This window comes from Acidianus ambivalens (assembly GCF_009729015.1).
GTDB lineage: Archaea > Thermoproteota > Thermoprotei_A > Sulfolobales > Sulfolobaceae > Acidianus > Acidianus ambivalens.
Window position 1 is genome coordinate 313,903 of record NZ_CP045482.1, and the last position, 23,501, is coordinate 337,403.

The window sequence follows — 23,501 nt, forward strand, 5'->3', positions numbered from 1 at the left end:
ATATTTCTTTATCATATTTTCAATTGATAAACTTATGTCTATTACTCCTCCATGTGAAATTTCAGTAAAGGAGATATTGCCTGCAGTGAGGTCTATAATTGCTACAAAGCTTGTAAAAGAGAAAGGTCTTCCATTATATGAAGCAGCAAAGAAAATGGGCATAACGCCAGCAGCAGTAGCAAATTATATGAATAGAAAAAGAGGCAATAGCGTTAGGGAGCTCATAGAGCATGATAAGAAAATGATGGAAATGATATCCGACTTTGTCGAAAAAGTGTATATTGGTACTAACGAAGATCTATCAAATTATTATTGCATGTTATGCTCTGAAGGTAAAAAAGTTCTTAAACGTAGCGGTATAGATGTTCCTTTGTGTGCTTATGAATCATCCCTTATGCTTAAGCAATAATTTTTCTTTTTAAATAAGGTTCTATTAGTCGTCTTATTTTTATTCTAACGTTTTTTATTCCCCATCTTCTTATTGGAATTCTTACTCTATCGAATTCTGTAATTAACTCTTCTCCATCAGCTGTAGCACTCTCTATTCTCCCAGAGAAAATTAATGTTGAAATTATGTCGTCGTCGGAGAAATTCTCTAAAATTAATAATAACTCTTCATTTTTATAATCAAAATACAGAGGAATTACTGATGATGGCTCTATTTTATAAATACTTACGTTATATTTAGGTTTACAATCTAATCTAATTATGTTGTTTTTTAGATCCCATGAAATTCTTGCAGGCTTAATTTCGTTCCATCTTCTCGATTTGATAATATATACTGGTCTCTCACTTTCTATTTCTATCTTTCCTAGATTAAATTTCATATTGAATGGATCGGAAGAAATTATAGATAATGCAGAATCTGATTGTAGCGATACAAAGCTTGATGCACTTATAGGATATCTGCTTTCTTCAATGTAGAAAGGATTTAGAAAGTAGAATTTGGGATTATAAAAGTTACTTTCTATTTTATATCCTGCAAGCTCGTATCCTTTGGTGTGTATATTGAGTTTTTCAGTTATTTCTCCTGGGCGAAAATGATACCATCTTTCCTCTATTAATGCTTTCCTTTCCCAAGGGGATGGATTAAAATATCCGTCTCCTTCATCACAAGGTATTAGATCTTTAACTAAATTTATAAGAGCTTTCTCATCTATTTTAGTAAAGCTCCAAGGTATTGCATTTATTTCTAATGGAGTTAGTACTATAAATGGTTCTTTTATGTTATCTTCTCCTTCAGCTAATATTTCACTTCCGTCTACTCCTATTATTTTTGCCTTATATTTCCATAGAACTTTCTTAACATTAGACAACTTAAGAAGTTGAGGCAATTGAGCTATATTTAGATCTTCATCACTTAATTTAACTGTATCAATATTAATAAATGGAATGGAAAAATTTATCATTATTGGTCCGACAAATGCCTTTTCGTCATCTCTCGGGTTCGGGGGTAATTCTTCATCCATTAATCTTTTCTAATTCTCTCCTAATTAAATCTGCTACCTTCTTACCGTCAGCCCTTCCTCTAACCTTAGACATTACTTTACCCATTAATATGTTAAACGCCTTATCCCTCTTTTTGATTATTTCCTCCTTAGATGTTTCTATAGTTTCCTTAACAATCTTCTCTAACTCTTCTTCACTTAAAGAAGAGAAGCTACTAATAATTTTATCAATATTCACATTCTCTCCTTCTTTTTTCTCTTTGCTATACTTTAAAAGTATCTCTGGTATAGAATCTTTTGATATTTTACCAGAATTTAAAGCATCAAATACGCTATCTAGAACGTAATCTGTAATTGCCTCTGGATCTCCTCCTTGAGACTTTAATGATTTTATCGTATTCTCTAAGGTAGTTGCTATGACAACAGGCGGCACTTTAGGATACTTCTTAACGAAGTAATCGAATGAATCTAATCTAGGGCTATTTAGAACTTGTTTAGCTAACTCTTCACTTAAACCAAGGTTAATTAAGCTTTTTAATTTCTCCTCAGGAGTAGGTGGAGTAATTTCTTTTGCTTTTTTAATTAGGTCTTCAGTTATTCTTATTGGAGGAATATCAGTCTCTGGATACATTCTTGCTGCTCCGGGCTGTGGTCTTAAGAACCTTGTCGTGCCATCTTCATTAGCTCCTCTAGTTTCCTTAGGTACTCCTTCTAAGGCATATAATATTCTATCTTTGATTACTTGAACTGCTAGATCCAATTTAGATTTTTCTCCTACAATTAATATAAAACCGTCATAGTCTTTTACGTTTAATTCATCTTTTACCTTGTTTACCTCTTCTTGAGATATTCCATAGTTAGGTAATTCATCAATGTGAAATATTCCTCCTAATCCTGCAAATACTTTCACATAATCAGAAACTTCTGTACCAAATCTCCTATTTGGCATTAGTTCTATGCCAAATATTCCTTTGAAATGCGGAACTTTTATTCCGTAAACTTTACCTCCTTTCTTTAACTCTCTTAGGATTACATTACTTTTGGTTTCCTTAAATAATTCTGTTAGATCTTTAACGACGTACCCTGAGGATATATTTTCTTTTGTAGCACCACGTTTTATTAGCTCATCCTTTATTTCTAAAAGTTTTAATTGTCTCATTGCCTCGTACTCTATCAGCTTAGGTATCAGATCGAGTTCCTGAACACCTTTTATTTCAGTTTTTACTCCACCAGATATTGATACATTTAAGTCTTGCCTTATAGTTCCTAGTCCTCTCTTTACTCTCCCAGTTAATCTTAGCATTTGTCCTATTTTTAGTGCTACTCTCTTTGCTTGTTCTGGACTATGAATATCTGGCCCAGTTGAAATTTCTATTAATGGAATTCCTAGCCTATCTAAATTATAAATAACGGAATCCTTAGTATCTTCAATTTTCCTAGCAGCATCTTCTTCTATTGCAATAGTTTGAATACTAACTTTTCCATCCTCGTCTTCTACATATCCGCCAAGTCCCACTATTGATGTCCTTTGAAAACCAGAAGTATTTGAGCCATCTATCACTACTTTTCTCATGACGTATACTTCGTCAACTGGTGTTCCGTGAAACGCTAGAGTCATTGCTAATCCTATTAATAATGCTTCCTCGCTCATTCTATGAGGAGGTTCTTCATCACATTCTACTAAACATGTAGCTTGTTGAGGTATTCTATATACATATTTCTTGTTTTTCTCCCACTCAAATAATGCAGCTACATCTATTTCTCCTGTTTCGCTAAATACTGGTCTTAAATATCTTTCTAATGTATTTTTATATTCTTCACTAAGTATAGTCGGGCAATTGCAAAATAGCTTTGTAGACGTATCTAATTGTTGGTGAATTTCTAATCCTACTTTTAGTCCGAGCTTGTTATAATCAATCATAATTCCACCTTGGGAAGAAATCTAAACTGTGCCTTGGGTTTATTTCTCCTACTAAATTTGTAAGCATTAATTTCTTAACTTTTTCTTGGTCAGACTCATGTGCAAGAACCCACATTAATTTAACTATTGCAACCTCTGGTAGTATGTCTTCTAATGGAACTACCCCAGCTTCTTGCAATAACCTTCCTGTAGTATAAACATTCATATTAACTCTTCCGAACAAACACTGTGAAGTCATACCAACAAATACTCCGTCCTTTGTCATTTTCTTTATATAGTCCACAAAAGATGTAGCTACATGGCCTAATCCAGTACCTTCTAAGATCACTCCTCTAATTTTCTTCTCCATTAAATATTCTAGAATGTCAGGAGTTAAACCTGGATAGTACTTTAAAAGAAATACGTGAGTATCAAATTTTGCGTCTTCCTCAACTTCATCTCTTTTGGGAATATAATCTGATCTTAGAATTTCTACTTTATTTTCTTTCCACTCTACTTTAGCTAACGGTTTATCATTTATTGATTGGAAAGCGTCTCTTCTACTAGTATGCATTTTTCTAACCTTAACTCCTCTGTGAGCTAAAGTGTAAGTATCTGAGCTTTCTCCATGCATATTTATTACTACTTCACCAAATGGAGCCTTCTTAGCTAGGAGTACAGAAGAATACAAGTTTATTGCTGCATCGCTACTAGGTCTGTCACTACTTCTTTGTGAACCAACTAATACTACTGGTCCAGGCAATTTTAGTGAAAAAGCCAGTGCTGATGCAGTATAAGCCATTGTATCTGTTCCGTGTGCGATAACTACTCCTTCATTACCTTCTTTAAACGCTCTCTTTACGGCTTCTGCAATTTTAACCCAATGCTCTGGTGTCATATTTTCACTAAGTATTGCAAAGAGTATTTCAGCAGAAATTTTTGCTATATTATTTATTTCTGGCATGAATTTTATAATATCTTCTGTGGATAATGCAGGTCTTACGGCACCAGTTTCGTATTCTATTTTACTTACTATAGTACCTCCAGTACTTATTATTTTTATTTCACTTTTAGTACTTTTACTAACTTCCTGAGTTTCCTTACGGCTCTCAGATTTTTTCTTTATAAGCTTTATTTTTGCTGAAGCTATTGAAACTCCAATATTGTAGCCATTGTCTAACTTTATGACTATTATATCATCATATGGAGAGTAAGAAGGCATTAGAATTCCTTTATAAGTATTACCATTCTTTTCTATTTCTATCAAATCCCCTATATCTGCATTAATTTGTAATAAGCTCTGAAGAGCGGACCCTCTATAACCTTCAAGCATAGGAAAAAATAATTATATAATGTAAAAAAGCTTATGTAGCTTTCTCCTTAGAAGCTTTTAATATTCTCTTTTCAAACTCCTTCTTATTCCTAACTCTGGGTACTTCTTTGCTCTTGGGTTTTGGCTGAATTTTTGGAGTCTGATTTCTAACCTTTCCTGCCTTCGTTAACGAACCGTGGGATGGCATATCAACTTAATATAACATAAATAAGAATTTAAACTTACAGTTGAAAAAGCAATGGGACTATAATGAAGTTATACTTAGTTGAGCATGCTATAGGTACATTTGCCTTCGATGAAGACGGTAAATTAGTTGATTATGTGCTTAATCCAAAGGACATTGGAAAATTAGTTGAAATTCTCCTAAATCATGAAAAAGGAGAACCTTTTCCCTCAACTTTAGAACTAATATCAAAACTTAAGCCGGAAGAAGTAGTTATAGAAAATGAGGCAGAAATTCCAAAGCTTAAAGTGAAAGCTTCAGCTACTTTAAACCATAAAGCAGCCAAAATGTTTAGATCTTCACTAGTGAAATTCGCCTTAGATTCAAAATTTGTATCTTCTGAAGACGAGCTATATAATTTCCTTTATCAGCTTTCCTTTGAATATACAAGGAGGAAACTAAGGACTGCCGCGCAAAAAAGAGACTTATTAGCAATACAAGCAGTTAGAGCAATGGATGATATTGATAAATCAATAAATCTTTTCTCAGAAAGGTTAAGAGAATGGTACAGCTTACATTTCCCAGAATTAGACAAATTAGTAGAAGACCACGAGACGTATGCCAAAATTGTTTCTACTTTCGGTTATAGAGATAATATAACTTTAGAAGGATTAAAGAGTATTAATATTGACGAGAAACAAGCTAAGAAAATATTAGATGCTGCAAGTAAAAGTATAGGTGCAGATATCTCAGAGGATGATATAAATTCAATAAAGCAACTTTCTGACGCTATATTATCATTATATAATATTCGTAATAGTTTATCAGATTATGTAGAGTCAGTAATGAAAGAAGTTGCTCCAAATATTACTGCACTAGTTGGTGCAAATCTAGGAGCAAGGCTATTAAGCTTAGCAGGTAGCCTAGAGGAGTTTGCAAAAATGCCTGCTAGTACTATCCAAGTTTTAGGTGCCGAAAAAGCTTTATTTAGAGCTCTAAGGTCTGGAGGCAGGCCTCCAAAGCACGGTGTTATATTCCAGTTTCCAGCAATTCATAGTTCTCCTAGATGGCAAAGAGGTAAGATTGCTAGGGCTTTAGCAGCAAAATTAGCCATAGCTGCTAGAGTAGATAACTATAGCGGGAGATTTATAGGAGATCAATTAGTAGAACAGTTAAATAAGAGAATAGAGGAAATAAAAACTAAATATGCACAACCTCCTCCAAGAAAACCACAGCCACAAGCTCCGAAGCAGAAGAACTTTAAGAAAGGAGGAGGTGGCGGGAAGAAAAATAAAGGGAAGAAAGGTAGGAGGTGATTAAATGTCAGAAAGTATTAAATCTGTAAAAGAAACAAAAATGGAGAATGTATTTGAATGTGAGTATGAAGACGGAACTACAAGATTATGTACTAAAAATTTAGCTCCAGGATATTCAGTTTACGGAGAGAGATTAATTAAATATAACGGAATAGAATATAGAGAATGGAATGCTTTTAGGAGTAAGCTAGCTGGAGCCATATTAAAAGGATTAAAAGAAAACCCTGTTAAAAAAGGAGTAAAAGTGCTTTATTTAGGAGCAGCGTCTGGAACTACACCTAGTCATGTTTCAGATATAGTAGAGAAAGAAGGAAAAGTTTATGGAGTAGAATTTTCTCCTAGAGTTGTAAGAGAGCTTATCTTAGTTGCTCAAAGAAGGCCTAATTTATTTCCAATATTAGCTGATGCTAGATTTCCTCAAAGTTATATGCCATTAATAGAGAACGTAGATGTACTTTATGTTGATATTGCACAACCAGATCAAACTGATATAGCTATTTATAACGCTAAAATATTCTTAAAAGAAGGCGGAAGTTTACTTCTGGCAATAAAGGCTAGAAGCATTGACGTAACAAAGAATCCAGAAGAGATATTTAAAGAAGAAGCTTCTAAACTTGAGAGGAATAATTTTGACGTGAAGCAAGTAATAAACCTAGATCCTTACGATAAGGATCACGCAATGGTCTTAGCGAGGTTTAAAGGGTAAATGCTTGATAAAATTCTAGAGTTAGGTTTAAAGGAAATCTTTGGTAGTTCTCCCGCAGAAAAAGTTACTTTAAAGGATGCGCTTCAAGGCAAAAATAGGATTAGGCTAAATAACGGTTTTTATCACGAATTAAATTTAGCTGAAGTGAAAGATTTTTCTTCTAAAGTTCCTCTTTATCTATGGTCATTAGTTTATCTTCCTATTATAATTTTGAAACTACCTGAACCAGGCCAGTTTTCTTTAGAAGGCTCAGAGTGGGATAAAAAAGCAGTCAGTTTAATTCTTAATAAAGAAGAAGGAGATAAAATTATATTAAATACTGCAGACGTAGAGGATTTATTAAGGCGATATAAAACATTAATCTTTATAACTCTTAGTAGTAATATATTGTTTTCAGCAAATAGTGAACTTGACGAAGGTATCTAAAATGACGATTAGGGTAAATGATGTAATAAGGATATTAGAAGATGAAGGCTTAAATTATACTATTATAAATTATCCAGAGAAAAATAAAAAATCTATAGATATAATAGTTGAGTTTAAGAGGAGCTCTCAGGAAAAGAAGAAATTAGTAGTCAAAACTTCATCCGATAAGATAGGAAAAGATGAAATAACCGACTTAAAGAATTTCTCTTCTCTTACACAGAGTATTCCTTTAATAATAACTGATGAAACTGAGGAGGACATAGCTATTGAGAAAGATAAAGTTATTGGTCTGTCATTATTTGGGTTTGAGAGATTACTTAAAGGTGATAAAATATTTGTCTATAGAACTAGGGGAGGAATGTTTGTAAGGATAAGACCAGAAGTATTAAGGCAAAAAATGAGGGAAATGAATTATAGCATGGGAGACGTAGCCAAAATGCTAGGAGTTTCTAGAAAAACTATTTACGACTATGAAAATGGAGATTCCGACGTGTCCATAGAGATTGCAGAGAAACTTATAGATATTTTCGGTCCAGAAATCATAGGCGATGTCTGTGAAACGTATCAAGCAGACGGTAAGGTTAGTGTTGATAAGGATCACAAGGTCATAAATATACTAGAATCTAAAGGATTTAAGGTAGCTACGCTTAAATTTACTGCTGTAGATATAATAGCTTCAAACAATTCAAAGAAGTTAATAATAACTATTGAATCAAGAAATCCAGAGAACTCCATAAAAAAGATTCAAGAGGCAAGTAAAATAGCTGAAGAATTTAACTTAAATATGATAGTTATATCCAAGTCTAGCAGTAGAGCTAAAGAACTAGAAAAAGATGGCTTCAAAGTATATTTAGATCAGAATTTAGATGAGTTAAAATATGAGATTAGTGGAGATTAAAGAAGGTAAAGCAAGAGTATTTATTCCAGATCCTAAAGAATATGAAAAAAACGGTAAATTTGACCCATCTTGGGCTCCTGTATTTTATAATCCTAGAATGACGTTTAATAGAGACATAAGCGTTATAGCAGTGTCTGTAATATCGCCCAAATCGATAATAGACGCATTAGCAGCATCTGGTATAAGAGGTATAAGATATTACTTAGAATCCTATTCTCCTATAGAAGAAATTATATTTAATGACAAAAGTAAAGTAGCTGTAGATCTAATACGTAAGAATATAGAAGTAAATGAAGTAAAAGTTGCAAAAATAACTAATAGGGATGCTAATTCATTGTTATACGAAGTTATAACAGATTATGTGGATATAGATCCGTTCGGCTCTCCTTCACCTTTTATCTTATCCTCTGTTAATGCGGTAAAGAATGGCGGGCATGTAGCTTATACCGCTACGGATTTGGCTCCATTAGAGGGAAGTTCAAAAAAGTCTTGTAAAAGAAAATATGATGTCAATAATTCAAAGTTAAGCTTTTCTAAAGAAGTTGGCATAAGAGTTTTACTATCTAAAATAGTAAGGGAGGCAGCAATATTAGAAAAAGCTGTAGAGCCAATATTTGCTTTTTATAATGATTACTACTATAGAGTAATAATAAGAGTAACTAGGGGAGCAAAAAGGGCTGATGAAAGTATAGAAAAATTAGGATATTTTTATGAGTGTGAGAAATGTGGATTTTCTGGGTCTTCAAAAGACCCAATAGAAAAATGCCCCAGATGTGGTAATAAAGTTAAAATTTCTGGCCCTGTATGGCTAGGTAAGATAAATGATGACAGTTTTGTTCATAAAATGATAGATTATTTACAAAACTTTTCCTACATTAAAAACTTTGAAGCAGTTTCTATATTATTACATAAAATTTTGCAAGAAAATAAATATCCTCCAGGTTACTATAACTTGGAATTTGTAGCTTCAAAATATAAAATAAATGTTCCAGCAAGAGAAAAGATAATAGAATGCCTAGGAGACGCATCACAGACTCACTTTAGCTCTAAGGGCATAAAGACTAACAAAAGCTTTGATGAAATTTTAGAATGCATGAAAACCTTATCCAACAAGGTATAATATCCATTCCGAAAGCTTACTGCAAGATCCAGGATTAACATGAGCCCCATTATTACATTTATAAAGAAGCTTGCACGAGAAGCATGGTATTTCTTTTACAGTATCCAAATTTATATAAATATCATTATTAATAGATGAGGACTTAGCAGCAAAGAGTTTTACGACGCTTTTCCCGTTCTCTTTAACTGTCCTTTTAACAATAACTTTCTTTTCAATAAGTCTTTTAACAATCATACTTAATTCTCTTGTAGATAATCCTACAGATTTAGCTAATTCTTGTTGTGAGATACCTTCATTGCCTTTTTCTAATATTTTTTCTTGTATTAAATTCTCATAACTTGATATATTTGATTCCATCAAGAATCACCTATAGCCAAATATATAATATATAGCTTAGAGTTTAATTACTTTGCTGTCAGATTTGTTTATAAACTTACTTCAATATCGAAATTTTTAATAATTTCTTTATATCTGTTTCTTATTGTTACTTCTGTGATATTTAATGAATCAGCTATTTCTTTCTGAGTTTTTTTCACGTCCATAAGAGTGCTTATTAAATATACTGCAGCGGCACTTAATGCTAGATAGCCTTTCCCACTAGTTAGGCCATTCTTATACATAATATTAACCATCTCTGCAGATTTAGTTGCTACGAGTTGAGGTAAGCCCAATTTTTCTACAATTTTTGGAATATATTCAACTGGCTTAATTTTTGGCTTAAAGTTTTGTAGCTGTTTTGATACCTTATGTACTCTTTCTAAAGCTTTCCATAATTCACTAGAGGAAAGTGAATATCTAGTTTTGATCTCTTGCAAATATCTAGGTATATTATTTACTTGACATGAATAATATAATACTGCGGCAATTAATGCATATGAATCTATTCTCTTTGCTAAACCATTCTCAACTAATTTTCTTAGTATAAATGCTGCAGTTTCTTTTACATGTTCCGGCAAATCTAGTTTTGATGCCTCACTGTTAAGCATTGAAAGGTATGTTACTAATTTTTTATCCTTAGACGAAACTCTAATTCTATTCTGTAATTTTTGCATTTTCATAAGCTTTATTCTATCCTTTACCTTATCATATCCTATTCTAGTTGAAAGTCCTTGATCGTGAACTTTCAAAGTCAATGGGGATCCAATTCTTTCTCGCTCTAATCTATCTTGATAATTATATGCTCTCCATTCTGGTCCTTGATCTATTACTTCGTCTTCCAGTACTGCTCCACAGTTTGCGCAAATATATTGACCTCTTTCGGGATCATATCTTATATCTTCTGAGGAACAAACTGGGCATTTCATTTTCTTCTCACCTTCTCTACTAATTCTATGTAAACTTCCTTTGGAGGGTTATAATGGGGAAATGGTTCTACTAACGCGTAAGGGGAGTTAACGTTCCCTATTATATCTAAAACTTTACCTACTCTTTGCTTATTTTCATCAAGGACTACAAAGCCTATTGGATCATTTTTTATAAAATTTATGTTCTTATTTTCAATTTTAATGAGCCACTTATTTTTCAAAGTGTACCTATAAAAATGTCCAAGCTCAATAATTCTTACTTTTCTCATAAACAAAAGTTATGCAAACCCTACGTTTATATTATACTATAATAATACCAACGTAAAAATTACGTTGGTAATACAAGATTGGGATTAAGAATTATGTGCAAGTTATATTTAAAAGCCAAATTGGTGCTAAGAAGAAAGGATATATTTAACATAATCTGTTGCAGAATAATTAGGAGAAAAATTATTAATAAGATATCCTAATACCAATGCGATGAGTAATTCAGCTACCAATAGCGCAGAAGAGGCTATTTATAAGAAAATAGCAGAAATAAAAGATGAAATTTCTAAGTTAAAACAAGAGAAAACTCAAGCCTTAGAGGATTTAAACAAATTAAAACAAAAGAAGTTAGAAAAAATAGAAAAGCTCAAAGGAATTAGATCACAAATAGACACTGTAAGAAACGAATTCTCACTTAGGCTTGAAGAATTAAAGAAGCTTAAAGATAGAAAACAACAGTTACTGCAGGAAATTCAAGGAATGAGAAAACAGTTTGATGAGATAAAAGCAATACTTCAAAAGACTCAAGGTTTAGATATTGACGCGATAGAAAGGAGAATACAAAGCTTAGAATGGAGGCTGCAAACTTCCTCATTACCTTTAGATGAGGAAAAGAGAATTGTTCAAAAAATAGCAGAATTAGAGAAAAAATTAGGAGAAGCAAGAAAAATGCTAGAAATTAAAGAAAAAGGTACAGTAGAAAGAGCAGAATATCTAGCTAAGAGAATAGAATTATCCACAATAAGGCAACAAATAGCAGGTATAGTAACAGAACTATCTCAGAAAAGAAATATCTTAAATTCACTAAAAGAAGATAGAGAGAAGACCAAAAAAGAAATAGATGAAATAAATAAACAAATAGAAGAAATTAGAAATAAGATAGGCAATATAAATAATCAGATAAAAGAGAAGAATAACGAAATTGAGAATTATATAAAACAGCTAAAAGGAGAAAAAGTAGAAGCTCCATCAAGACCAACAAGAGAAGAAATTATAGAAAAGAAGAAGAAAATTGCCGAAGAAAAGCTAAAGTCAGGTCAAAGGCTTACTTTTGAGGAACTTTTAATACTTTATGGTGAAAATGATAAGGAAGATGGTAAAGACAGTGATAATATATATTGATATAGACGATGACTTGAGTTTAGCAGGAATTAAATCACCAGTAATAGGAGAGGCTAACGTAAAGGAAGCCATAGATAAAGCTTCAGAAATAATGGCTGACGATTCAGACTTTAACTCAATGATAGTAGCTTATAATATATATAAGAAAATGAAAAAAGAAGGACAAGACGTAGAAATTGTATTCCTAGCAGGCTCTCAGAAAGGAGGCTTAGAGGCTCAGAGAAGGATATCGGCTCAATTAGACGAAATAATAAAAGAATTGAATCCTCAGGATAGTATAATTGTCTATGATAGCCCAGAAGATGCAAAGGCACTACCAATAATACAGTCTAGATTAAAAATCTCTGGAGTTCAGAGGGTTATAGTTGAACAACATAGAGGAGTAGAAGAAACGTATATTCTTTTAGGAAAGTATTTCAAAAAAATATTAAATGAGCCAAGATATTCGCGGATTTTTTTAGGGGTACCAGGTGCAATACTTTTTGCTGCAGGAATTCTTGAAGTTTTTGGTTTAATCTCGTACATAGTTCCAGTCATTACGATTCTTATTGGCAGTGCTATGATAATAAGAGGATTTGATTTAGACGAGATGATGGAAAAATGGTGGGAAAATTCTACAATAATGGTAATAGCTGCTTTACTCTCTTCCATATCTTTTGCAATATCACTCATTAATGGGTATTTTACATATATTTCAATTAAAGGTAATAGCGTATATGTAGTTTCTACAGTAATTTCTTCAATGTTACCTTATATTACATTTAGCGTACTAATATTATTAGGTGCAAAAGCCTTATCTAGCGCTCTAGATAAAAGTATAAAATTATTTCACGATATTATAAAAATTAGTGCTATAATTATTTCATATTATATTATTACGGATGTATTGAAAAACTTAGAGGAAGGAATTTATATAATTCAGTTTCAATCATTTTATGCTTTAACGATATCCTCAATGGTACTAATTTTTGCATATATAGTATTAAATTTAATAGAAAAATACAAATTTAGCTCAAGCTAGTTTGCTAATTTTATCTCTTACTTCTATAGGTAAATCTTCAAGTTTTTTAACTAAGGCATTTCTAGGTTTTTTAATATTCTTACTTACTACTATATATGAATCTGGAGAATTTTCGTCTCTATTTTTTAAAACTCTTACTTTTATGAAATATTTTCCTGTATCGACGTAAAGGTATTTCTTATGCTTTAGCATAAGAATGAGTAAGAAAAAGACGTTTATATTTCTAATTCTTCCTCCTCTTCTATTGGCTTTATGCAGTCTAACTCGTTCAATTTATCAAATATTTTTTTAACAGCCTTGTATACTTCTTCTTCCCTCTTTGCACCAGTTATTACCATTTTTCCGCTACTGAAAATTAAAAGTACTACTCTAGGATCGTCCATTCTAAATATTAATCCTGGAAACTGCTCTGGTTCATACATGTTGTTTTCAAGAAGGAAGGCAGCTTTATCTAAATTAACGTGAACATGCATGTTTGCTGAAGCTACTATGTTCTGTATCTGTATTTTGGGTTTTCCAGTTATTTTTATTCCGTATTTCTTCAAAGTTTTTATTATCCTTTTTACAGCCTTTATTAGTTCTTCAGTGCTTTTAGCCCCTGTTACTACCATCTTACCAGATTTAAATATGAGTGAAGTAACCTTTGGACTTTCAAGCCTAAATATTAGGCCTGGAAATTGATCTGGGTCGTATTCAACGTTAGGTACACTTCTTTCCATAGCATACAAATCTAGTTGTTGGTCAAGAGTGACTGTAGCTACTATATTTTCTATACTTATAATTGGTTTATAAGTGATGGAGTTAGAGATTTAAATCACCATATAAAATATCTTATATACTCATTTATAAACCCATATTTAAACTACAATATTCTTTAAAAGCTCTAATTTGGGGAACTCCATTATCCCTTCCCCTTCAATTATTACATAAGGTTTAGCTTCTTCTAAAATGCCATAATTTCTTATTAGCGGACTCATATAATTATTATGAATTAATGAGACATCGTTGCCTGCTTGGTAACTTCCTATAGCTGGTAAAATTAAAGCTTTTGACCCATTTTTTAATGGTACGAGTAAAAATGCTTGCAATTTTCTTGAGAAGCCTAATTTATCTCTAAGCGAAATTCGTGGATGCTCATGACCTATTATATAAATAACATTATCTTTAGGTTCTATATCCTTATGGCCATGTAAAATTATCATATTATCTGTTTCTATTTCATCTCTTATTTCTATATCAAATTTATCAGTTACTAAAGAAATATAGTTATCATGATTTCCCCTTATTAATGTTAGTTTAACTCCTAAGTCTTTTATTGTAGAAAGCGCTGAAGTCAAATCTTCTTTCTCTTGCTTTCCTAGTCCGTTAAAAATATGTTTGAAATCTCCATCAACTATTATATTATATGTATTAAATTCTCTAATTATCTTATTTACTACATCCAAAAATTTTTTCTTCTGGACCCTAGGCAAAAATATTCCTTTTCTTGCCATTTCTTCTTCATAGCCTATATGGACGTCAGAAATAACTGCAGTATTAATACTCTTTATATAAATTCCGGGTATGTCTCCCTCAATGTAGATTCCCTTCTCTATTTCTATCATTTCGAACACCTTTTATATTCCATGAATAAAAATATGCAAAATGCTCTACTTTATAGGCTTAGGTTTGGCAAAAAAATTTCTTACTCAAGCTTCTATAGATGCAATGAGAAAAGTTGACGTATTATATTTAGACGCATATACTTCGCTTTCCTGCGACATAAACAAGGAATATTTGGAAAAATTACTAGAAAGGCAGATTATTCTTGCTGATAGGAGCACTTTGGAGAATAATTCAAAAAATATTATAAAACTTTTAGAAGAAGGTAAATCAGTTGGTATAGCAACTATAGGAGACCCAATGATCGCTACAACTCATGTAAGTTTAGCTACAGAAGCTAAGAATAAAGGGTATAATGTAATAATTATTCCTGGAATTTCTGTTCATTGTTACATCATTTCAAAATCTATGTTATCTTCATATAAATTTGGAAGATCTGTTACTGTTGTGTATCCTTACGATAAGATTCTTGATACTACTCCTTATGAGGTAATAAAGGATAATTCGTCTAGAGGGTTACACACTATTCTTTATCTTGATTTGAAAGAAGGAAAGCCAATGAGTGCTAAGGACGCAATATCACTCTTACTTCAAATGGAAGAGATAAAGAAAGAAGGAATTATAACTCCTAGCACTCAAATTATCATAGGTCAAAGATTAGGTTGCGAAGACGAAGAAGTTAAAGCTTTAACAATAAGCGAGGCATTAGAATATAAATATAAAGATCCACCTCACATTATAATAGTTCCATCTAAAAATCTCCATTATATGGAGGTTGAGGCTTTGAAATGTCTTCATTAAGAGATAGAGTAATTAAATATATTAACGGAATGAACGATAGATTATCAAAAATTAGTATGCCAGAGTACCAAAAAATTATAGATCTAGCCAAGCAATATACTGAAGATGCTAAATATTACTTAGATAAAGGCGACATAGATACAGCAATAGTAGATATAGCATATGCAGAGGGCCTATTAGATGCAGTCCTTATTATGAATAATAAGGATCCTGACTCTGATATTTCAAAAAAGGTCTTTGTAGGCGGTACATTTGATATAATACATCCAGGTCACATAGAATTTTTAAGAGAAGCTTCAAGATTAGGAAGAGTTTATGTCTCTGTTGCAAGAGATAAAAATTCTGAGAAAATCAAAGGTAGGAAACCCATAAACGATGAGGAGCAGAGATTAGAAGTAGTGAAAAGTATTAGGTATGTTTATGATGCATTTTTAGGAGACGAAAAAGACTTCATAAAAAGCGTTGAAAGAGTAAAGCCAGATATAATTTTCCTAGGTCCAGATCAGCATGTCAATATAGACGAATTTAAAAAAGAATTGGAAAAAAGAGGTATAAACGCAGAAATAGTGAAGATGCCTGAAAGGATAAATAAATGGAAACATAGTAGTACCACATCTATTATAAATGAGATTGTTTCTAGGTATTGTAAATCTTAGATTAAAGCTTCTATCAGAACTTCGTCTCCATCTTTAAGAGAAAGTTTTTCTCTCAAATAATAAGGAGAAATTATTTCTATTACGCTTTTAGGGTGCGTTGTCCTTAGAGGTATAACTATTGCTGCGGGCTCTAGATCATTTATTCTGGCAGGATATGCTTTCACTGCACCTAATACTCTATTCTCATCTCTATATTCTGGTATATTTATATACCTCGAAGTATCTAAAAGTAGCCTATTTTCAAAGGAAATTCTATCATAAATTACAATATTTAATGTCCCTGGATAAGGAGTAAATCCTAGAAATTTTTTAAAAGAATTCTCATAATATGGTAAAGAAAGAAATAGCTTACCTTCTCCTAAACCGGAAGTAACTTTTCCTTTAATTCTTATTTCGTGTTGAAACGCTATCGCTGACGATATTTCGTTCAAGCAATTTAAAAGTAAATTTTCACCTTTTTCTGTAAGTCTTATTATTTCTCCATCTTTGGTTTCAATTCTAATTATCAAATTATCATCTTCTAATTCCTTTAATTTCCTAGATACAGATTGTTGAGAAATATTGAACTCTTTCGCTAGAATTTGTTGTGTTATTTCTCCTCTTTCCTTTACTAGATTTATTATCCTACTTAATGTGCATATCTCAGTTAGCATTGATTATTACCTGAGCCTAATTCAGCCTCTGCATACTCTCCGTGTATGTCGTCTTCAGTATCTTTAGTTGCCCAGTTCCATTTATCGCTCCATGCATTACCTATTTGTATAGGTTTATCTAACTTGCTTAATAGAACAATTCTACTAGGCACATGCTCTGAAATAATTTTATATCCAGTATACTTTTCCATTAATTTGGCAAACTCTCTCACTTCTGAATGCCTTGGCATCGCATCCCTACTTAACCTTAATGTTGAAGGTCCTACATGCATGTAAGCTTTTACTTCAATATAAGTAGGCATAGCCATTTCAATCAATTTTGCGAAATCTTTTGCATCTTCTTCACTCATATTAAATCCTTTTATCATAGTCATTCTTATTACGGTAGGAGAACTAAAACTCGGTAGTATTTCAAGAGTTTTTAGGAATAAATTCCATGAATTAGCTACTATAGGTCTATTTATTAGCTTATGTTTTCTTTCGTTAGGAGCTTGTATTGATACAAAGAGTTGAGTTGGTTCTTCTTCTAAACTAGCTAGAACATCTGGTCTAACTCCACTAGTTACTAGAAATGTAGTTAATCCCCTCTTATGATATTCATGAATTAATTCCCCTAGTCTATCATATAATGTAGGCTCTCCAGTTAAGCTTATAGCTACATGTGCAGGTTTCATAGCTTCTTTAGCCATATTAGGATCTACTCCTTTTCTTCCTAGATAACCAGAAACTGCTCTCTTATGTTCTTCAATACTTTTTTCTGCAATGTACTCCGGATCATCAGTTATTGGTAATTTAGTTTCATCCCATTCTAGGCCAATGTCTTCTGGCTCAAGCCTCCAGCAGTGTATACACCTAAACCAACACCATGCTGCTGTTGGCGTCATTTGAACGCATCTATGACTTTCTATTCCATAGAATTTTCCTTTATAACAATATCTTCCTTCAGTTAACGCTTCATGAGTCCAATGACATTTTTTATAGGCACTGTGATTTCCTATTATATGATACTTCTCTTTTTCCATTTCTTCCATTATTCTACTTAACGTGTCTATCCTTAACGTTGAGACAACCATAATAGTCAGTTTAAAATAGTACATCTAATTTAAAAAACCTTATACAATAGGTGCAGTTAGATCGTGCATATTTAAAATCTTTTCTATATTTATAGATATTCCAATTAGCATGGTATCCGATAGATATCTTCCCACCATTTGGAGACCAACGGGTAAGTTATTATAAAATCCTGCAGGTATAGATATCGCAGGTACGGCAGCTAGGTTTGCAATTACAGTATTTACATCCATTGCGTACATCTTTATTGGATCATTAATCACTTCGCCTATTTTAGGAGGCAAAACCGGCATTGTAGGTGATAATAAAACATCGTATTTACTAAATAACTGGTCTAAACTATTCTTTATTAGTCTTCTCACTTTTAAAGCCTTTATATAATATTCCTCATAATAACCTGCACTGAGAATGAAAGAGCCTAGCAAAATTCTCCTCTTAACTTCCATTCCAAATCCTTCTCCTCTGTTTTTACTAAATGTTTCTATCCAGTTTCCTTCGAAGTGCTTACTATATCCATATCTAACTCCATCGTATCTAGCTAAATTGGAACTAGCTTCTGACATAGCTATTATATAATAAGCTGGTAAAGCATATTCTGCGTAACCTAATTTTGTCTCTTCTATTATTGCTCCTTCAGAGGACAACTTATCAACAGCAGTTCTAATAACGCTGACTACGCTCTTATCAGACATTTCTAAAATATCGCTAAGTATACCTATTTTAATTCCTTTTATAGGTATTTCACCTGGAGGGTTGTCTACCGAATATTTAATTGTTGTAGCATCTTTATCATCTTCTCCAGCTATTACGGAATATAATAAACCAAGGTCTTCAGCATTTTTTGCCATAGGACCAATTTGCTCTAGGCTGTTGGCATAAGCTATTAAACCATATCTACTTACAGTGCCATAAGAAGGTTTTAAACCAAAAGTCGCAGTAAACGCTGCTGGGGCTCTGATTGATCCTCCAGTATCACTTCCAAGCGCTAGATCTACATATCCTGCAGCTAATGCAGCACCACTACCTCCAGATGATCCTCCAGGAGTTCTTTCTAAATCCCAAGGATTTCTTGTGGGACCAAAATAGCTAGTTTCGGTTGTGGAACCCATTGCAAATTCGTCCATATTAGTCTTTCCAATTATTACTGCCCCTTCGTTTTTTAATTTCTCTATAACTGTAGCGTCATAAGGAGGTATATAATCGCTAAGCATTTTGGAAGCACAAGTAGTTCTTATTCCTTTGGTAGAAATTACGTCCTTTACTGCAATTAATACACCTGCAAGTTTGCCTCCTCTTTTAATACTTTCCTTTACTTCTTTTTTTACTTCTTCCTCATTCCTTAGTGTAATGAATGCATTAATTTTCTTATCTAATTTATTGATTCTCTCAAATGTTTTAGCTACATACTCTTCTGGGTCTAAATTTCCATTCTTTAAGTCTTCTACAAGCTTACTAATCATTTTATTCCACCGTACTAGGACCTATAATATATCCATTTTCCTTTCTTTTTACGTTTTGTAATGCAGAATCTCTATCTAGAGGAGTTTTTATTTCGTCTTTTCTTAATTTGCCTTGAGGTATTGGATGGAATAAAGGATCAACATTTTCTAGATTTAGCTCGTTAATTTTGTTAAAGAACTCTAGGATTTTTGATATATCGTTTTTTATAATTTCCTTTTCATTATCGTTAATCTCAACTAGGGCTAATCTTTGAAGCTTTTCTATCAGTTGGTCATCAACTTTTATTTTCATTGTTGAACATTCTCTGCTATCCAATTCAAATAATTTTCTAATCCTCCAGTAACATCTAATGTAATTATTTCTGGTAATTCGTATGGATGTAGTTCTTTAATTCTTTTTATTATTTTCTCTTTAACAGAAGAATCTGTTTTTATAATAAGTAAACTTTCATCGTCTTCAACTACTTTTCCTTCCCATCTATAAGTAGATTTAACAAATGGAATTATATTAACACAAGCGGCTAACTTTTCTTCAACCAAGCTTCTAGCTAATTTCTTTCCTGATTCTAATCCAGAAATAGTGGTAAGAACTACGATAACTGTCATATTTAATAAGGTATTATGCAGTAAATTAAATCTTGTGAAAATAAAGGATATAATAGACTTACCTTTACCAGGTTTGAAGGAATCTTTAGAATATGGGATTTCAGAGGCTGAGTACTTAGGTAAGGAATTTATAGGAATTACGCTATCAAACGGAGATGGAATAATTTTACATGTAAATCCATATTCCGATGAGATAATTGAAGCGTATTTAATGACTATTAAACAAAATAGCGAGAAAAGGCTAATTGGTGTCTTTAAATATGAGGAAGGTAATACTTATTTTATTTATGAAATAACTGATTTAGTTGATTATATTAATAGGTTGACTAATGAAAGAGTAGTTTACGTTGAAGTGATAAAGAATGTTCTCGAAGACTTTTTACTTAACGCAGTGGCTAGATGAGGATACTTTCTCAAAACTCTTAACATTTGCTAGATTCTTAGGTAGGGAAAATGGTGTCTCCGAGTTCGTAATAGATATTGAAAGGGCAAGAAAGAATAGAGTAAGGGCAGAAGAAATAAAGGAAACATTAAAAGACGTTGGCGTAAGTTTGACAGAAGAAGAGTATAGAGAATTACAAAAATTACTTCCCACATATGATGTAGAATTTTCAATAAACGAAGGAAAATTGATAATTACTCCCCATGTTTACGTTATGGATATTATTAAGAAAAGTGAAGACAACATACCTATAAAGTATAATAGGCAAGAGAAGGTTTTTGAAACGTATCCATATTATTATTATGATTTAAAAGAGCTATTTATAGAGAATGGTTTAACGGTAAAAGAATTAAATTTAGAATTTAAGAAATTCGATTTTTCATTAAACGTAACTTTAAGGGATTATCAGATTGAAGCAATACAGAAATGGAAGGATAACAATTATCGTGGAGTTATAGCATTACCTACTGGAGCAGGAAAGACAATAATTGGTATAAAAGCTATAGAAGAAACAAAGGTTCCTACATTAATAGTAACTTTCACTAGAGAGCAAATGTTGCAATGGAAAGAAACTATAATGAAATTTTCCTCAATTAGACCGGAGGTCGGCTTATATTATAGTAACGAGAAAGAAATTAGGCAAATAACGCTTTCAACTTACCAAACAGCATTTAGACATGTTAGTGAATTAAGTGATAAATTCGATTTATTAATAATAGATGAAGCCCATCATTTGCCTGCAGATAAATTCAGAGAAGTGGCATTAGGAATTTTAGCAACAAAAAGGCTAGGATTATCGGCTACTCCATTTAGAGAAGATGGACGTCATGAAGAGTTATTTAAGTTAATGGGAGGCATTATTTATTATAAGCCAGTAGATGAGTTAATTAAAAAAGGATATTTAGCACCTTATGATATAATACAAGTTAAGGTCTTTTTGACTGCTGAAGAAAGGAAGAAATATCTTACTTTACTCAATAAATTTAGAGTATTGTCCAAGAATAGAAAATTGAAGGAACTGATAGTACTAGCTAAAAACGGAGATAGTAATGCAATTGAAGCATTAAAGGTTTATAATGAAATTAAAAAAGTAGTAAATTTTGCCCAGAATAAAATGCTTAAAATAGAGGAGATATTAAATAAAGAGAAAGGAAAGAAAATTCTGATTTTTACTCAATATATAGATCAAGCAGAAGAAATAGCTAGAAGATTCAATACTTTACTAATTTCTGGAAAAATGTCTAAAAATGAAAGAAAGAAAGTTCTTGACACATTTAAATTTATGAAAAACGGAGTACTTACATTAACTACTGTAGGTGATGAAGGTTTAGATATTCCAGATGCTAGCGTTGGGATAATAGTTACTGGTACAAGTTCGAGAAGACAATTCATTCAAAGACTAGGTAGAATATTAAGGCCTGTTAATGGTAAGAGGGCAATACTTTACGAAATTATAGTAGCTGGTACACAAGAGGAATATCAATCAAAGAAGAGGAAAAAAGATTCTATTTTAGACGAAGTTCAGATTTCCTCGGAATATTCAGATGATATGTAATAATACAGAGATAAAGAGGCCAGTTCTAAAATTGGACTATTAACAGAGTTTACGTGAATTTTAAGACAGCCATTAGTGTCTCTCTTAATGTATATTAATGGATAATTCTCTATACTAACTATAGGTATTCCGTCTACTTGTAAACTATTTATTAAAATTTCTTTACCATCTAACAATTTCTTTAAAGTATATCCAGGTAAAAATTCTGGACTTTCTACCTTAATTTTACCTTGTACCTTGAACTTTCCTCCATCAAATATTATTTCCTCATTCCCATGAATTCTTACTCCATCAACCCAAATTAAAGAGTCAATTTTTCTACTACAAGATTCACTTATTAATGACAAAGAAGGCAAAACTAATTGAACTCCATTAGACTTAACGCTTGTTGGTTTTACTAGTATAATATCCCCTTTTCTTATTTCTTTAACCTCTAATGGGAAGCAGAATTTTCCTTGAGAGTATGGCACAAGAGTATTTTTTAACTTTAATCTTAAAATACTAGTGGATGAAGCGAGCTCGTAAGGTCTGAATAAATGATGAGTAACCGGGCTTACGACGTCTGGTGACAATCATGAGATGGTTAAAAAAGAGGGAAATAGTAATTTATTTCTTATTATATAGGAAATTTGGATATAATGTTTTTAATCTAGGTGAAGCGTTAGATGTTTTAAAACCTTTCTTCTCTAAGAAAGTATCTTTATCTGCTATAAAATATATGCAAAAAATCGGATTAATAAACAAGGTAGATTTCTTAGAATATAGATTATCAAACTTTGATGAATATATTTATTTAATGTCAATTGATTATTTAAAAAGAAGGGCTACTCTTCGTCATAAAATTCAATAGTTATCTTTACTTTAACGTCTTGTTTAGAAAGTGGCGGAATTTTATCTCCAAAATCTACCCCTATAGAAACTGGATTTCCTAAAGAGTCCGTGAATTTAACATCAGCAACGTAATGGGTTTGTGGGCCTTGTGACATTGCTTTCATTAATTCATTATAGATTCTAGATAATGCCATTTGAAGAGATAATGGACTTGAGAAGTCTTCTGGCTTTAGTTGTATTGAAGCCAGATTTCCCATTATTTGTCCTATTTTAGCTTTTCCTTCAAATTCTACCTTATATGCGGGCTGCGACATTTACTATCAAAACTTAATTTATTTCCAACCTATTAAAGGTAGTGGAGGGAAAAGAGATGTTAAAAAATTAATCTTATGCCTTTTTCCTGATAGTTACTTCTATTGTTGATACTCTAGATTGTCTTCCGTCTTGGCTAGTTACTACTTGGCTTCCTATTCCTATTGACTTTATCTCTATCTTGTCTGGTAAGAACCTGTTTCTAACTATCTCTACAGTGTCTACGGCTTTGCTTATTGCTCTTCCTCTAGCTTTGATTACTATTTCTGGAACTCCTTGATTTAATAGAGTTAGAGCTGCTAATACATAGTTCATTACAGGTTTTTTACCAACTAATACTACGTTGCTTGGAGTTGGAGTGGTCGTGCTCATTTTATCACCCGATTTTCGGTCATTAAACACTCACTCTAAGTTAAAAAGTTATCCGACAAGGTAACATCTAGTTTTTCGATTTATAAAGTAGTCCTAAACATAGAACAAAAACAGCA

31 protein-coding genes are annotated in these 23,501 nt (G+C 32.2%); 13 read left to right on the forward strand and 18 right to left on the reverse strand.

Going from position 1 to position 23,501, the window contains the following annotated elements:
* The first annotated feature begins 34 nt into the window (after window positions 1–34).
* Window positions 35–409: a transcriptional regulator gene (locus D1866_RS01860; protein ID WP_152941045.1), complete on the forward strand. Its 375-nt coding sequence runs from the start codon at window positions 35–37 to the stop codon at window positions 407–409.
* On the opposite strand, the gene D1866_RS01865 is transcribed toward D1866_RS01860, so the two are convergent.
* The 4 genes from D1866_RS01865 to D1866_RS01880 are packed head-to-tail and all read right to left on the reverse strand — an operon-like array spanning window position 399 to window position 4,868.
* A complete protein-coding gene (locus D1866_RS01865; RefSeq protein WP_152941047.1) occupies window positions 399–1,469 on the reverse strand; it encodes a hypothetical protein in 1,071 nt (356 codons plus the stop codon). The two genes, D1866_RS01860 and D1866_RS01865, sit on opposite strands and share 11 nt — an antisense overlap.
* Entirely contained in the window at window positions 1,462–3,369 is a 1,908-nt protein-coding gene (gene gatE / locus D1866_RS01870) for a Glu-tRNA(Gln) amidotransferase subunit GatE (RefSeq protein ID WP_152941049.1), read from the reverse strand. Before gatE ends, D1866_RS01865 begins: the two co-directional genes overlap by 8 nt.
* A complete protein-coding gene (gatD, locus tag D1866_RS01875) occupies window positions 3,362–4,681 on the reverse strand; it encodes a Glu-tRNA(Gln) amidotransferase subunit GatD (protein WP_152941051.1) in 1,320 nt (439 codons plus the stop codon). Before gatD ends, gatE begins: the two co-directional genes overlap by 8 nt.
* A gap of 31 nt (window positions 4,682–4,712) precedes the next feature.
* On the reverse strand, window positions 4,713–4,868 hold the full coding sequence (locus D1866_RS01880) for a 30S ribosomal protein S30e (RefSeq protein ID WP_152941053.1): 156 nt from the start codon (window positions 4,866–4,868) through the stop codon (window positions 4,713–4,715).
* Window positions 4,869–4,930: 62 nt separating this feature from the next.
* On the opposite strand from D1866_RS01880, the gene D1866_RS01885 reads away from it, so the two are divergent.
* The 5 genes from D1866_RS01885 to D1866_RS01905 are packed head-to-tail and all read left to right on the forward strand — an operon-like array spanning window position 4,931 to window position 9,310.
* Window positions 4,931–6,160 carry a C/D box methylation guide ribonucleoprotein complex aNOP56 subunit gene (locus D1866_RS01885; RefSeq protein ID WP_152941056.1) on the forward strand — a complete coding sequence of 410 codons (1,230 nt, stop codon included), beginning with the start codon at window positions 4,931–4,933 and terminating at the stop codon, window positions 6,158–6,160.
* Window positions 6,161–6,164: 4 nt separating this feature from the next.
* Window positions 6,165–6,866 (forward strand): fibrillarin-like rRNA/tRNA 2'-O-methyltransferase, encoded by a 702-nt coding sequence (locus tag D1866_RS01890; RefSeq protein ID WP_013776186.1) that lies wholly within the window; start codon window positions 6,165–6,167, stop codon window positions 6,864–6,866.
* Window positions 6,867–7,292 (forward strand): DUF61 family protein, encoded by a 426-nt coding sequence (locus D1866_RS01895; protein ID WP_152941058.1) that lies wholly within the window; start codon window positions 6,867–6,869, stop codon window positions 7,290–7,292.
* Window position 7,293: 1 nt separating this feature from the next.
* Complete coding sequence (locus tag D1866_RS01900; protein ID WP_152941060.1) at window positions 7,294–8,190, forward strand: helix-turn-helix domain-containing protein; 897 nt, start codon at window positions 7,294–7,296, stop codon at window positions 8,188–8,190.
* Entirely contained in the window at window positions 8,171–9,310 is a 1,140-nt protein-coding gene (locus tag D1866_RS01905; protein WP_152941062.1) for a tRNA (guanine(26)-N(2))-dimethyltransferase, read from the forward strand. Before D1866_RS01900 ends, D1866_RS01905 begins: the two co-directional genes overlap by 20 nt.
* On the opposite strand, the gene D1866_RS01910 is transcribed toward D1866_RS01905, so the two are convergent.
* The 3 genes from D1866_RS01910 to D1866_RS01920 form a co-directional block, all read right to left on the reverse strand.
* Window positions 9,293–9,667 carry a winged helix-turn-helix domain-containing protein gene (locus D1866_RS01910; RefSeq protein ID WP_152941064.1) on the reverse strand — a complete coding sequence of 125 codons (375 nt, stop codon included), beginning with the start codon at window positions 9,665–9,667 and terminating at the stop codon, window positions 9,293–9,295. The two genes, D1866_RS01905 and D1866_RS01910, sit on opposite strands and share 18 nt — an antisense overlap.
* A 68-nt stretch (window positions 9,668–9,735) precedes the next feature.
* The gene (locus tag D1866_RS01915) at window positions 9,736–10,614 is read right to left on the reverse strand and encodes a transcription initiation factor IIB (RefSeq protein WP_013776191.1); all 879 of its coding nucleotides are present in this window, start codon (window positions 10,612–10,614) and stop codon (window positions 9,736–9,738) included.
* Window positions 10,611–10,883, reverse strand: coding sequence for an H/ACA ribonucleoprotein complex subunit GAR1 (locus tag D1866_RS01920; RefSeq protein WP_013776192.1), 273 nt, complete (start codon window positions 10,881–10,883; stop codon window positions 10,611–10,613). The genes D1866_RS01915 and D1866_RS01920 overlap by 4 nt, the downstream gene beginning before the upstream one ends.
* A gap of 211 nt (window positions 10,884–11,094) precedes the next feature.
* Between D1866_RS01920 and D1866_RS01925 the strand changes: the two genes are divergently transcribed.
* Window positions 11,095–12,003: a coiled-coil protein gene (locus D1866_RS01925; RefSeq protein ID WP_152941066.1), complete on the forward strand. Its 909-nt coding sequence runs from the start codon at window positions 11,095–11,097 to the stop codon at window positions 12,001–12,003.
* Window positions 11,975–13,024 (forward strand): DUF373 family protein, encoded by a 1,050-nt coding sequence (locus D1866_RS01930; protein ID WP_152941436.1) that lies wholly within the window; start codon window positions 11,975–11,977, stop codon window positions 13,022–13,024. The genes D1866_RS01925 and D1866_RS01930 overlap by 29 nt, the downstream gene beginning before the upstream one ends.
* Here the strand turns inward: D1866_RS01930 and D1866_RS01935 are convergent.
* The 3 genes from D1866_RS01935 to D1866_RS01945 form a co-directional block, all read right to left on the reverse strand.
* Window positions 13,016–13,216, reverse strand: coding sequence for a DUF5622 domain-containing protein (locus tag D1866_RS01935; protein ID WP_013776195.1), 201 nt, complete (start codon window positions 13,214–13,216; stop codon window positions 13,016–13,018). The two genes, D1866_RS01930 and D1866_RS01935, sit on opposite strands and share 9 nt — an antisense overlap.
* Before the next feature lie 23 nt (window positions 13,217–13,239).
* Complete coding sequence (locus tag D1866_RS01940) at window positions 13,240–13,806, reverse strand: TATA-box-binding protein (RefSeq protein WP_256445595.1); 567 nt, start codon at window positions 13,804–13,806, stop codon at window positions 13,240–13,242.
* 75 nt (window positions 13,807–13,881) lie between these two features.
* Window positions 13,882–14,628 (reverse strand): metallophosphoesterase, encoded by a 747-nt coding sequence (locus D1866_RS01945; protein ID WP_152941068.1) that lies wholly within the window; start codon window positions 14,626–14,628, stop codon window positions 13,882–13,884.
* 40 nt (window positions 14,629–14,668) lie between these two features.
* Between D1866_RS01945 and dph5 the strand changes: the two genes are divergently transcribed.
* Together dph5 and D1866_RS01955 are read left to right on the forward strand one after the other, a co-directional pair.
* Window positions 14,669–15,427 carry a diphthine synthase gene (dph5, locus tag D1866_RS01950; protein WP_152941070.1) on the forward strand — a complete coding sequence of 253 codons (759 nt, stop codon included), beginning with the start codon at window positions 14,669–14,671 and terminating at the stop codon, window positions 15,425–15,427.
* Entirely contained in the window at window positions 15,415–16,083 is a 669-nt protein-coding gene (locus D1866_RS01955) for a DUF357 domain-containing protein (RefSeq protein ID WP_152941072.1), read from the forward strand. The genes dph5 and D1866_RS01955 overlap by 13 nt, the downstream gene beginning before the upstream one ends.
* Here the strand turns inward: D1866_RS01955 and D1866_RS01960 are convergent.
* Genes D1866_RS01960 through cutA form a run of 5 tightly spaced genes read right to left on the reverse strand, consistent with a single transcriptional unit; the run spans window position 16,080 to window position 19,873 of the window.
* Window positions 16,080–16,736 (reverse strand): DUF120 domain-containing protein, encoded by a 657-nt coding sequence (locus D1866_RS01960; RefSeq protein ID WP_152941074.1) that lies wholly within the window; start codon window positions 16,734–16,736, stop codon window positions 16,080–16,082. The two genes, D1866_RS01955 and D1866_RS01960, sit on opposite strands and share 4 nt — an antisense overlap.
* Window positions 16,730–17,809, reverse strand: coding sequence for a 4-demethylwyosine synthase TYW1 (gene twy1 / locus D1866_RS01965; protein WP_152941077.1), 1,080 nt, complete (start codon window positions 17,807–17,809; stop codon window positions 16,730–16,732). Before twy1 ends, D1866_RS01960 begins: the two co-directional genes overlap by 7 nt.
* Before the next feature lie 39 nt (window positions 17,810–17,848).
* Window positions 17,849–19,267 (reverse strand): Asp-tRNA(Asn)/Glu-tRNA(Gln) amidotransferase subunit GatA, encoded by a 1,419-nt coding sequence (gatA, locus tag D1866_RS01970; RefSeq protein ID WP_152941079.1) that lies wholly within the window; start codon window positions 19,265–19,267, stop codon window positions 17,849–17,851.
* A gap of 1 nt (window position 19,268) precedes the next feature.
* Window positions 19,269–19,559 carry an Asp-tRNA(Asn) amidotransferase subunit GatC gene (gene gatC, locus D1866_RS01975; protein WP_013776203.1) on the reverse strand — a complete coding sequence of 97 codons (291 nt, stop codon included), beginning with the start codon at window positions 19,557–19,559 and terminating at the stop codon, window positions 19,269–19,271.
* Window positions 19,556–19,873 (reverse strand): divalent-cation tolerance protein CutA, encoded by a 318-nt coding sequence (cutA, locus tag D1866_RS01980; protein WP_152941081.1) that lies wholly within the window; start codon window positions 19,871–19,873, stop codon window positions 19,556–19,558. Before cutA ends, gatC begins: the two co-directional genes overlap by 4 nt.
* Before the next feature lie 34 nt (window positions 19,874–19,907).
* Here cutA and D1866_RS01985 point away from each other — a divergent pair, with 34 nt between their 5' ends.
* Window positions 19,908–20,276 (forward strand): hypothetical protein, encoded by a 369-nt coding sequence (locus D1866_RS01985; protein WP_155861015.1) that lies wholly within the window; start codon window positions 19,908–19,910, stop codon window positions 20,274–20,276.
* On the forward strand, window positions 20,236–21,870 hold the full coding sequence (locus D1866_RS01990; protein ID WP_152941084.1) for a DEAD/DEAH box helicase: 1,635 nt from the start codon (window positions 20,236–20,238) through the stop codon (window positions 21,868–21,870). The genes D1866_RS01985 and D1866_RS01990 overlap by 41 nt, the downstream gene beginning before the upstream one ends.
* Here the strand turns inward: D1866_RS01990 and D1866_RS01995 are convergent.
* A complete protein-coding gene (locus tag D1866_RS01995) occupies window positions 21,837–22,340 on the reverse strand; it encodes a hypothetical protein (RefSeq protein WP_152941086.1) in 504 nt (167 codons plus the stop codon). The genes D1866_RS01990 and D1866_RS01995 overlap by 34 nt on opposite strands.
* Before the next feature lie 104 nt (window positions 22,341–22,444).
* On the opposite strand from D1866_RS01995, the gene D1866_RS02000 reads away from it, so the two are divergent.
* A complete protein-coding gene (locus D1866_RS02000; RefSeq protein WP_152941088.1) occupies window positions 22,445–22,720 on the forward strand; it encodes a hypothetical protein in 276 nt (91 codons plus the stop codon).
* Here D1866_RS02000 and D1866_RS02005 read toward each other — a convergent pair.
* Both D1866_RS02005 and albA read right to left on the reverse strand, forming a co-directional pair.
* Window positions 22,695–23,015, reverse strand: coding sequence for a hypothetical protein (locus D1866_RS02005; protein WP_013776209.1), 321 nt, complete (start codon window positions 23,013–23,015; stop codon window positions 22,695–22,697). The two genes, D1866_RS02000 and D1866_RS02005, sit on opposite strands and share 26 nt — an antisense overlap.
* 73 nt (window positions 23,016–23,088) lie before the next feature.
* Window positions 23,089–23,385, reverse strand: coding sequence for a DNA-binding protein Alba (gene albA / locus D1866_RS02010; protein WP_048054665.1), 297 nt, complete (start codon window positions 23,383–23,385; stop codon window positions 23,089–23,091).
* Window positions 23,386–23,501 lie beyond the last annotated feature (116 nt).

Excerpts from the sequence above, each read along its gene's own strand:
- D1866_RS01860 (WP_152941045.1), top strand. The coding sequence starts at position 35 with ATGTCTATTACTCCTCCATGTGAAATTTCAGTAAAGGAGATATTGCCT.
- D1866_RS01925 (WP_152941066.1), top strand. The coding sequence starts at position 11,095 with ATGAGTAATTCAGCTACCAATAGCGCAGAAGAGGCTATTTATAAGAAA.
- gatA (WP_152941079.1), bottom strand. The coding sequence starts at position 19,267 with ATGATTAGTAAGCTTGTAGAAGACTTAAAGAATGGAAATTTAGACCCA.
- gatE (WP_152941049.1), bottom strand. The coding sequence starts at position 3,369 with ATGATTGATTATAACAAGCTCGGACTAAAAGTAGGATTAGAAATTCAC.
- D1866_RS01880 (WP_152941053.1), bottom strand. The coding sequence starts at position 4,868 with ATGCCATCCCACGGTTCGTTAACGAAGGCAGGAAAGGTTAGAAATCAG.
- D1866_RS01945 (WP_152941068.1), bottom strand. The coding sequence starts at position 14,628 with ATGATAGAAATAGAGAAGGGAATCTACATTGAGGGAGACATACCCGGA.
- D1866_RS01865 (WP_152941047.1), bottom strand. The coding sequence starts at position 1,469 with ATGGATGAAGAATTACCCCCGAACCCGAGAGATGACGAAAAGGCATTT.
- gatD (WP_152941051.1), bottom strand. The coding sequence starts at position 4,681 with ATGCTTGAAGGTTATAGAGGGTCCGCTCTTCAGAGCTTATTACAAATT.
- D1866_RS02005 (WP_013776209.1), bottom strand. The coding sequence starts at position 23,015 with ATGTCGCAGCCCGCATATAAGGTAGAATTTGAAGGAAAAGCTAAAATA.
- dph5 (WP_152941070.1), top strand. The coding sequence starts at position 14,669 with ATGCTCTACTTTATAGGCTTAGGTTTGGCAAAAAAATTTCTTACTCAA.
- cutA (WP_152941081.1), bottom strand. The coding sequence starts at position 19,873 with ATGACAGTTATCGTAGTTCTTACCACTATTTCTGGATTAGAATCAGGA.
- D1866_RS01885 (WP_152941056.1), top strand. The coding sequence starts at position 4,931 with ATGAAGTTATACTTAGTTGAGCATGCTATAGGTACATTTGCCTTCGAT.
- D1866_RS01890 (WP_013776186.1), top strand. The coding sequence starts at position 6,165 with ATGTCAGAAAGTATTAAATCTGTAAAAGAAACAAAAATGGAGAATGTA.
- D1866_RS01915 (WP_013776191.1), bottom strand. The coding sequence starts at position 10,614 with ATGAAATGCCCAGTTTGTTCCTCAGAAGATATAAGATATGATCCCGAA.
- D1866_RS01910 (WP_152941064.1), bottom strand. The coding sequence starts at position 9,667 with ATGGAATCAAATATATCAAGTTATGAGAATTTAATACAAGAAAAAATA.
- D1866_RS01935 (WP_013776195.1), bottom strand. The coding sequence starts at position 13,216 with ATGCTAAAGCATAAGAAATACCTTTACGTCGATACAGGAAAATATTTC.
- gatC (WP_013776203.1), bottom strand. The coding sequence starts at position 19,559 with ATGAAAATAAAAGTTGATGACCAACTGATAGAAAAGCTTCAAAGATTA.
- D1866_RS01895 (WP_152941058.1), top strand. The coding sequence starts at position 6,867 with ATGCTTGATAAAATTCTAGAGTTAGGTTTAAAGGAAATCTTTGGTAGT.
- albA (WP_048054665.1), bottom strand. The coding sequence starts at position 23,385 with ATGAGCACGACCACTCCAACTCCAAGCAACGTAGTATTAGTTGGTAAA.
- D1866_RS02000 (WP_152941088.1), top strand. The coding sequence starts at position 22,445 with ATGAGATGGTTAAAAAAGAGGGAAATAGTAATTTATTTCTTATTATAT.
- D1866_RS01905 (WP_152941062.1), top strand. The coding sequence starts at position 8,171 with ATGAGATTAGTGGAGATTAAAGAAGGTAAAGCAAGAGTATTTATTCCA.
- D1866_RS01990 (WP_152941084.1), top strand. The coding sequence starts at position 20,236 with ATGTTCTCGAAGACTTTTTACTTAACGCAGTGGCTAGATGAGGATACT.
- D1866_RS01920 (WP_013776192.1), bottom strand. The coding sequence starts at position 10,883 with ATGAGAAAAGTAAGAATTATTGAGCTTGGACATTTTTATAGGTACACT.
- D1866_RS01930 (WP_152941436.1), top strand. The coding sequence starts at position 11,975 with ATGGTAAAGACAGTGATAATATATATTGATATAGACGATGACTTGAGT.
- D1866_RS01955 (WP_152941072.1), top strand. The coding sequence starts at position 15,415 with ATGTCTTCATTAAGAGATAGAGTAATTAAATATATTAACGGAATGAAC.
- D1866_RS01900 (WP_152941060.1), top strand. The coding sequence starts at position 7,294 with ATGACGATTAGGGTAAATGATGTAATAAGGATATTAGAAGATGAAGGC.
- D1866_RS01960 (WP_152941074.1), bottom strand. The coding sequence starts at position 16,736 with ATGCTAACTGAGATATGCACATTAAGTAGGATAATAAATCTAGTAAAG.
- twy1 (WP_152941077.1), bottom strand. The coding sequence starts at position 17,809 with ATGGTTGTCTCAACGTTAAGGATAGACACGTTAAGTAGAATAATGGAA.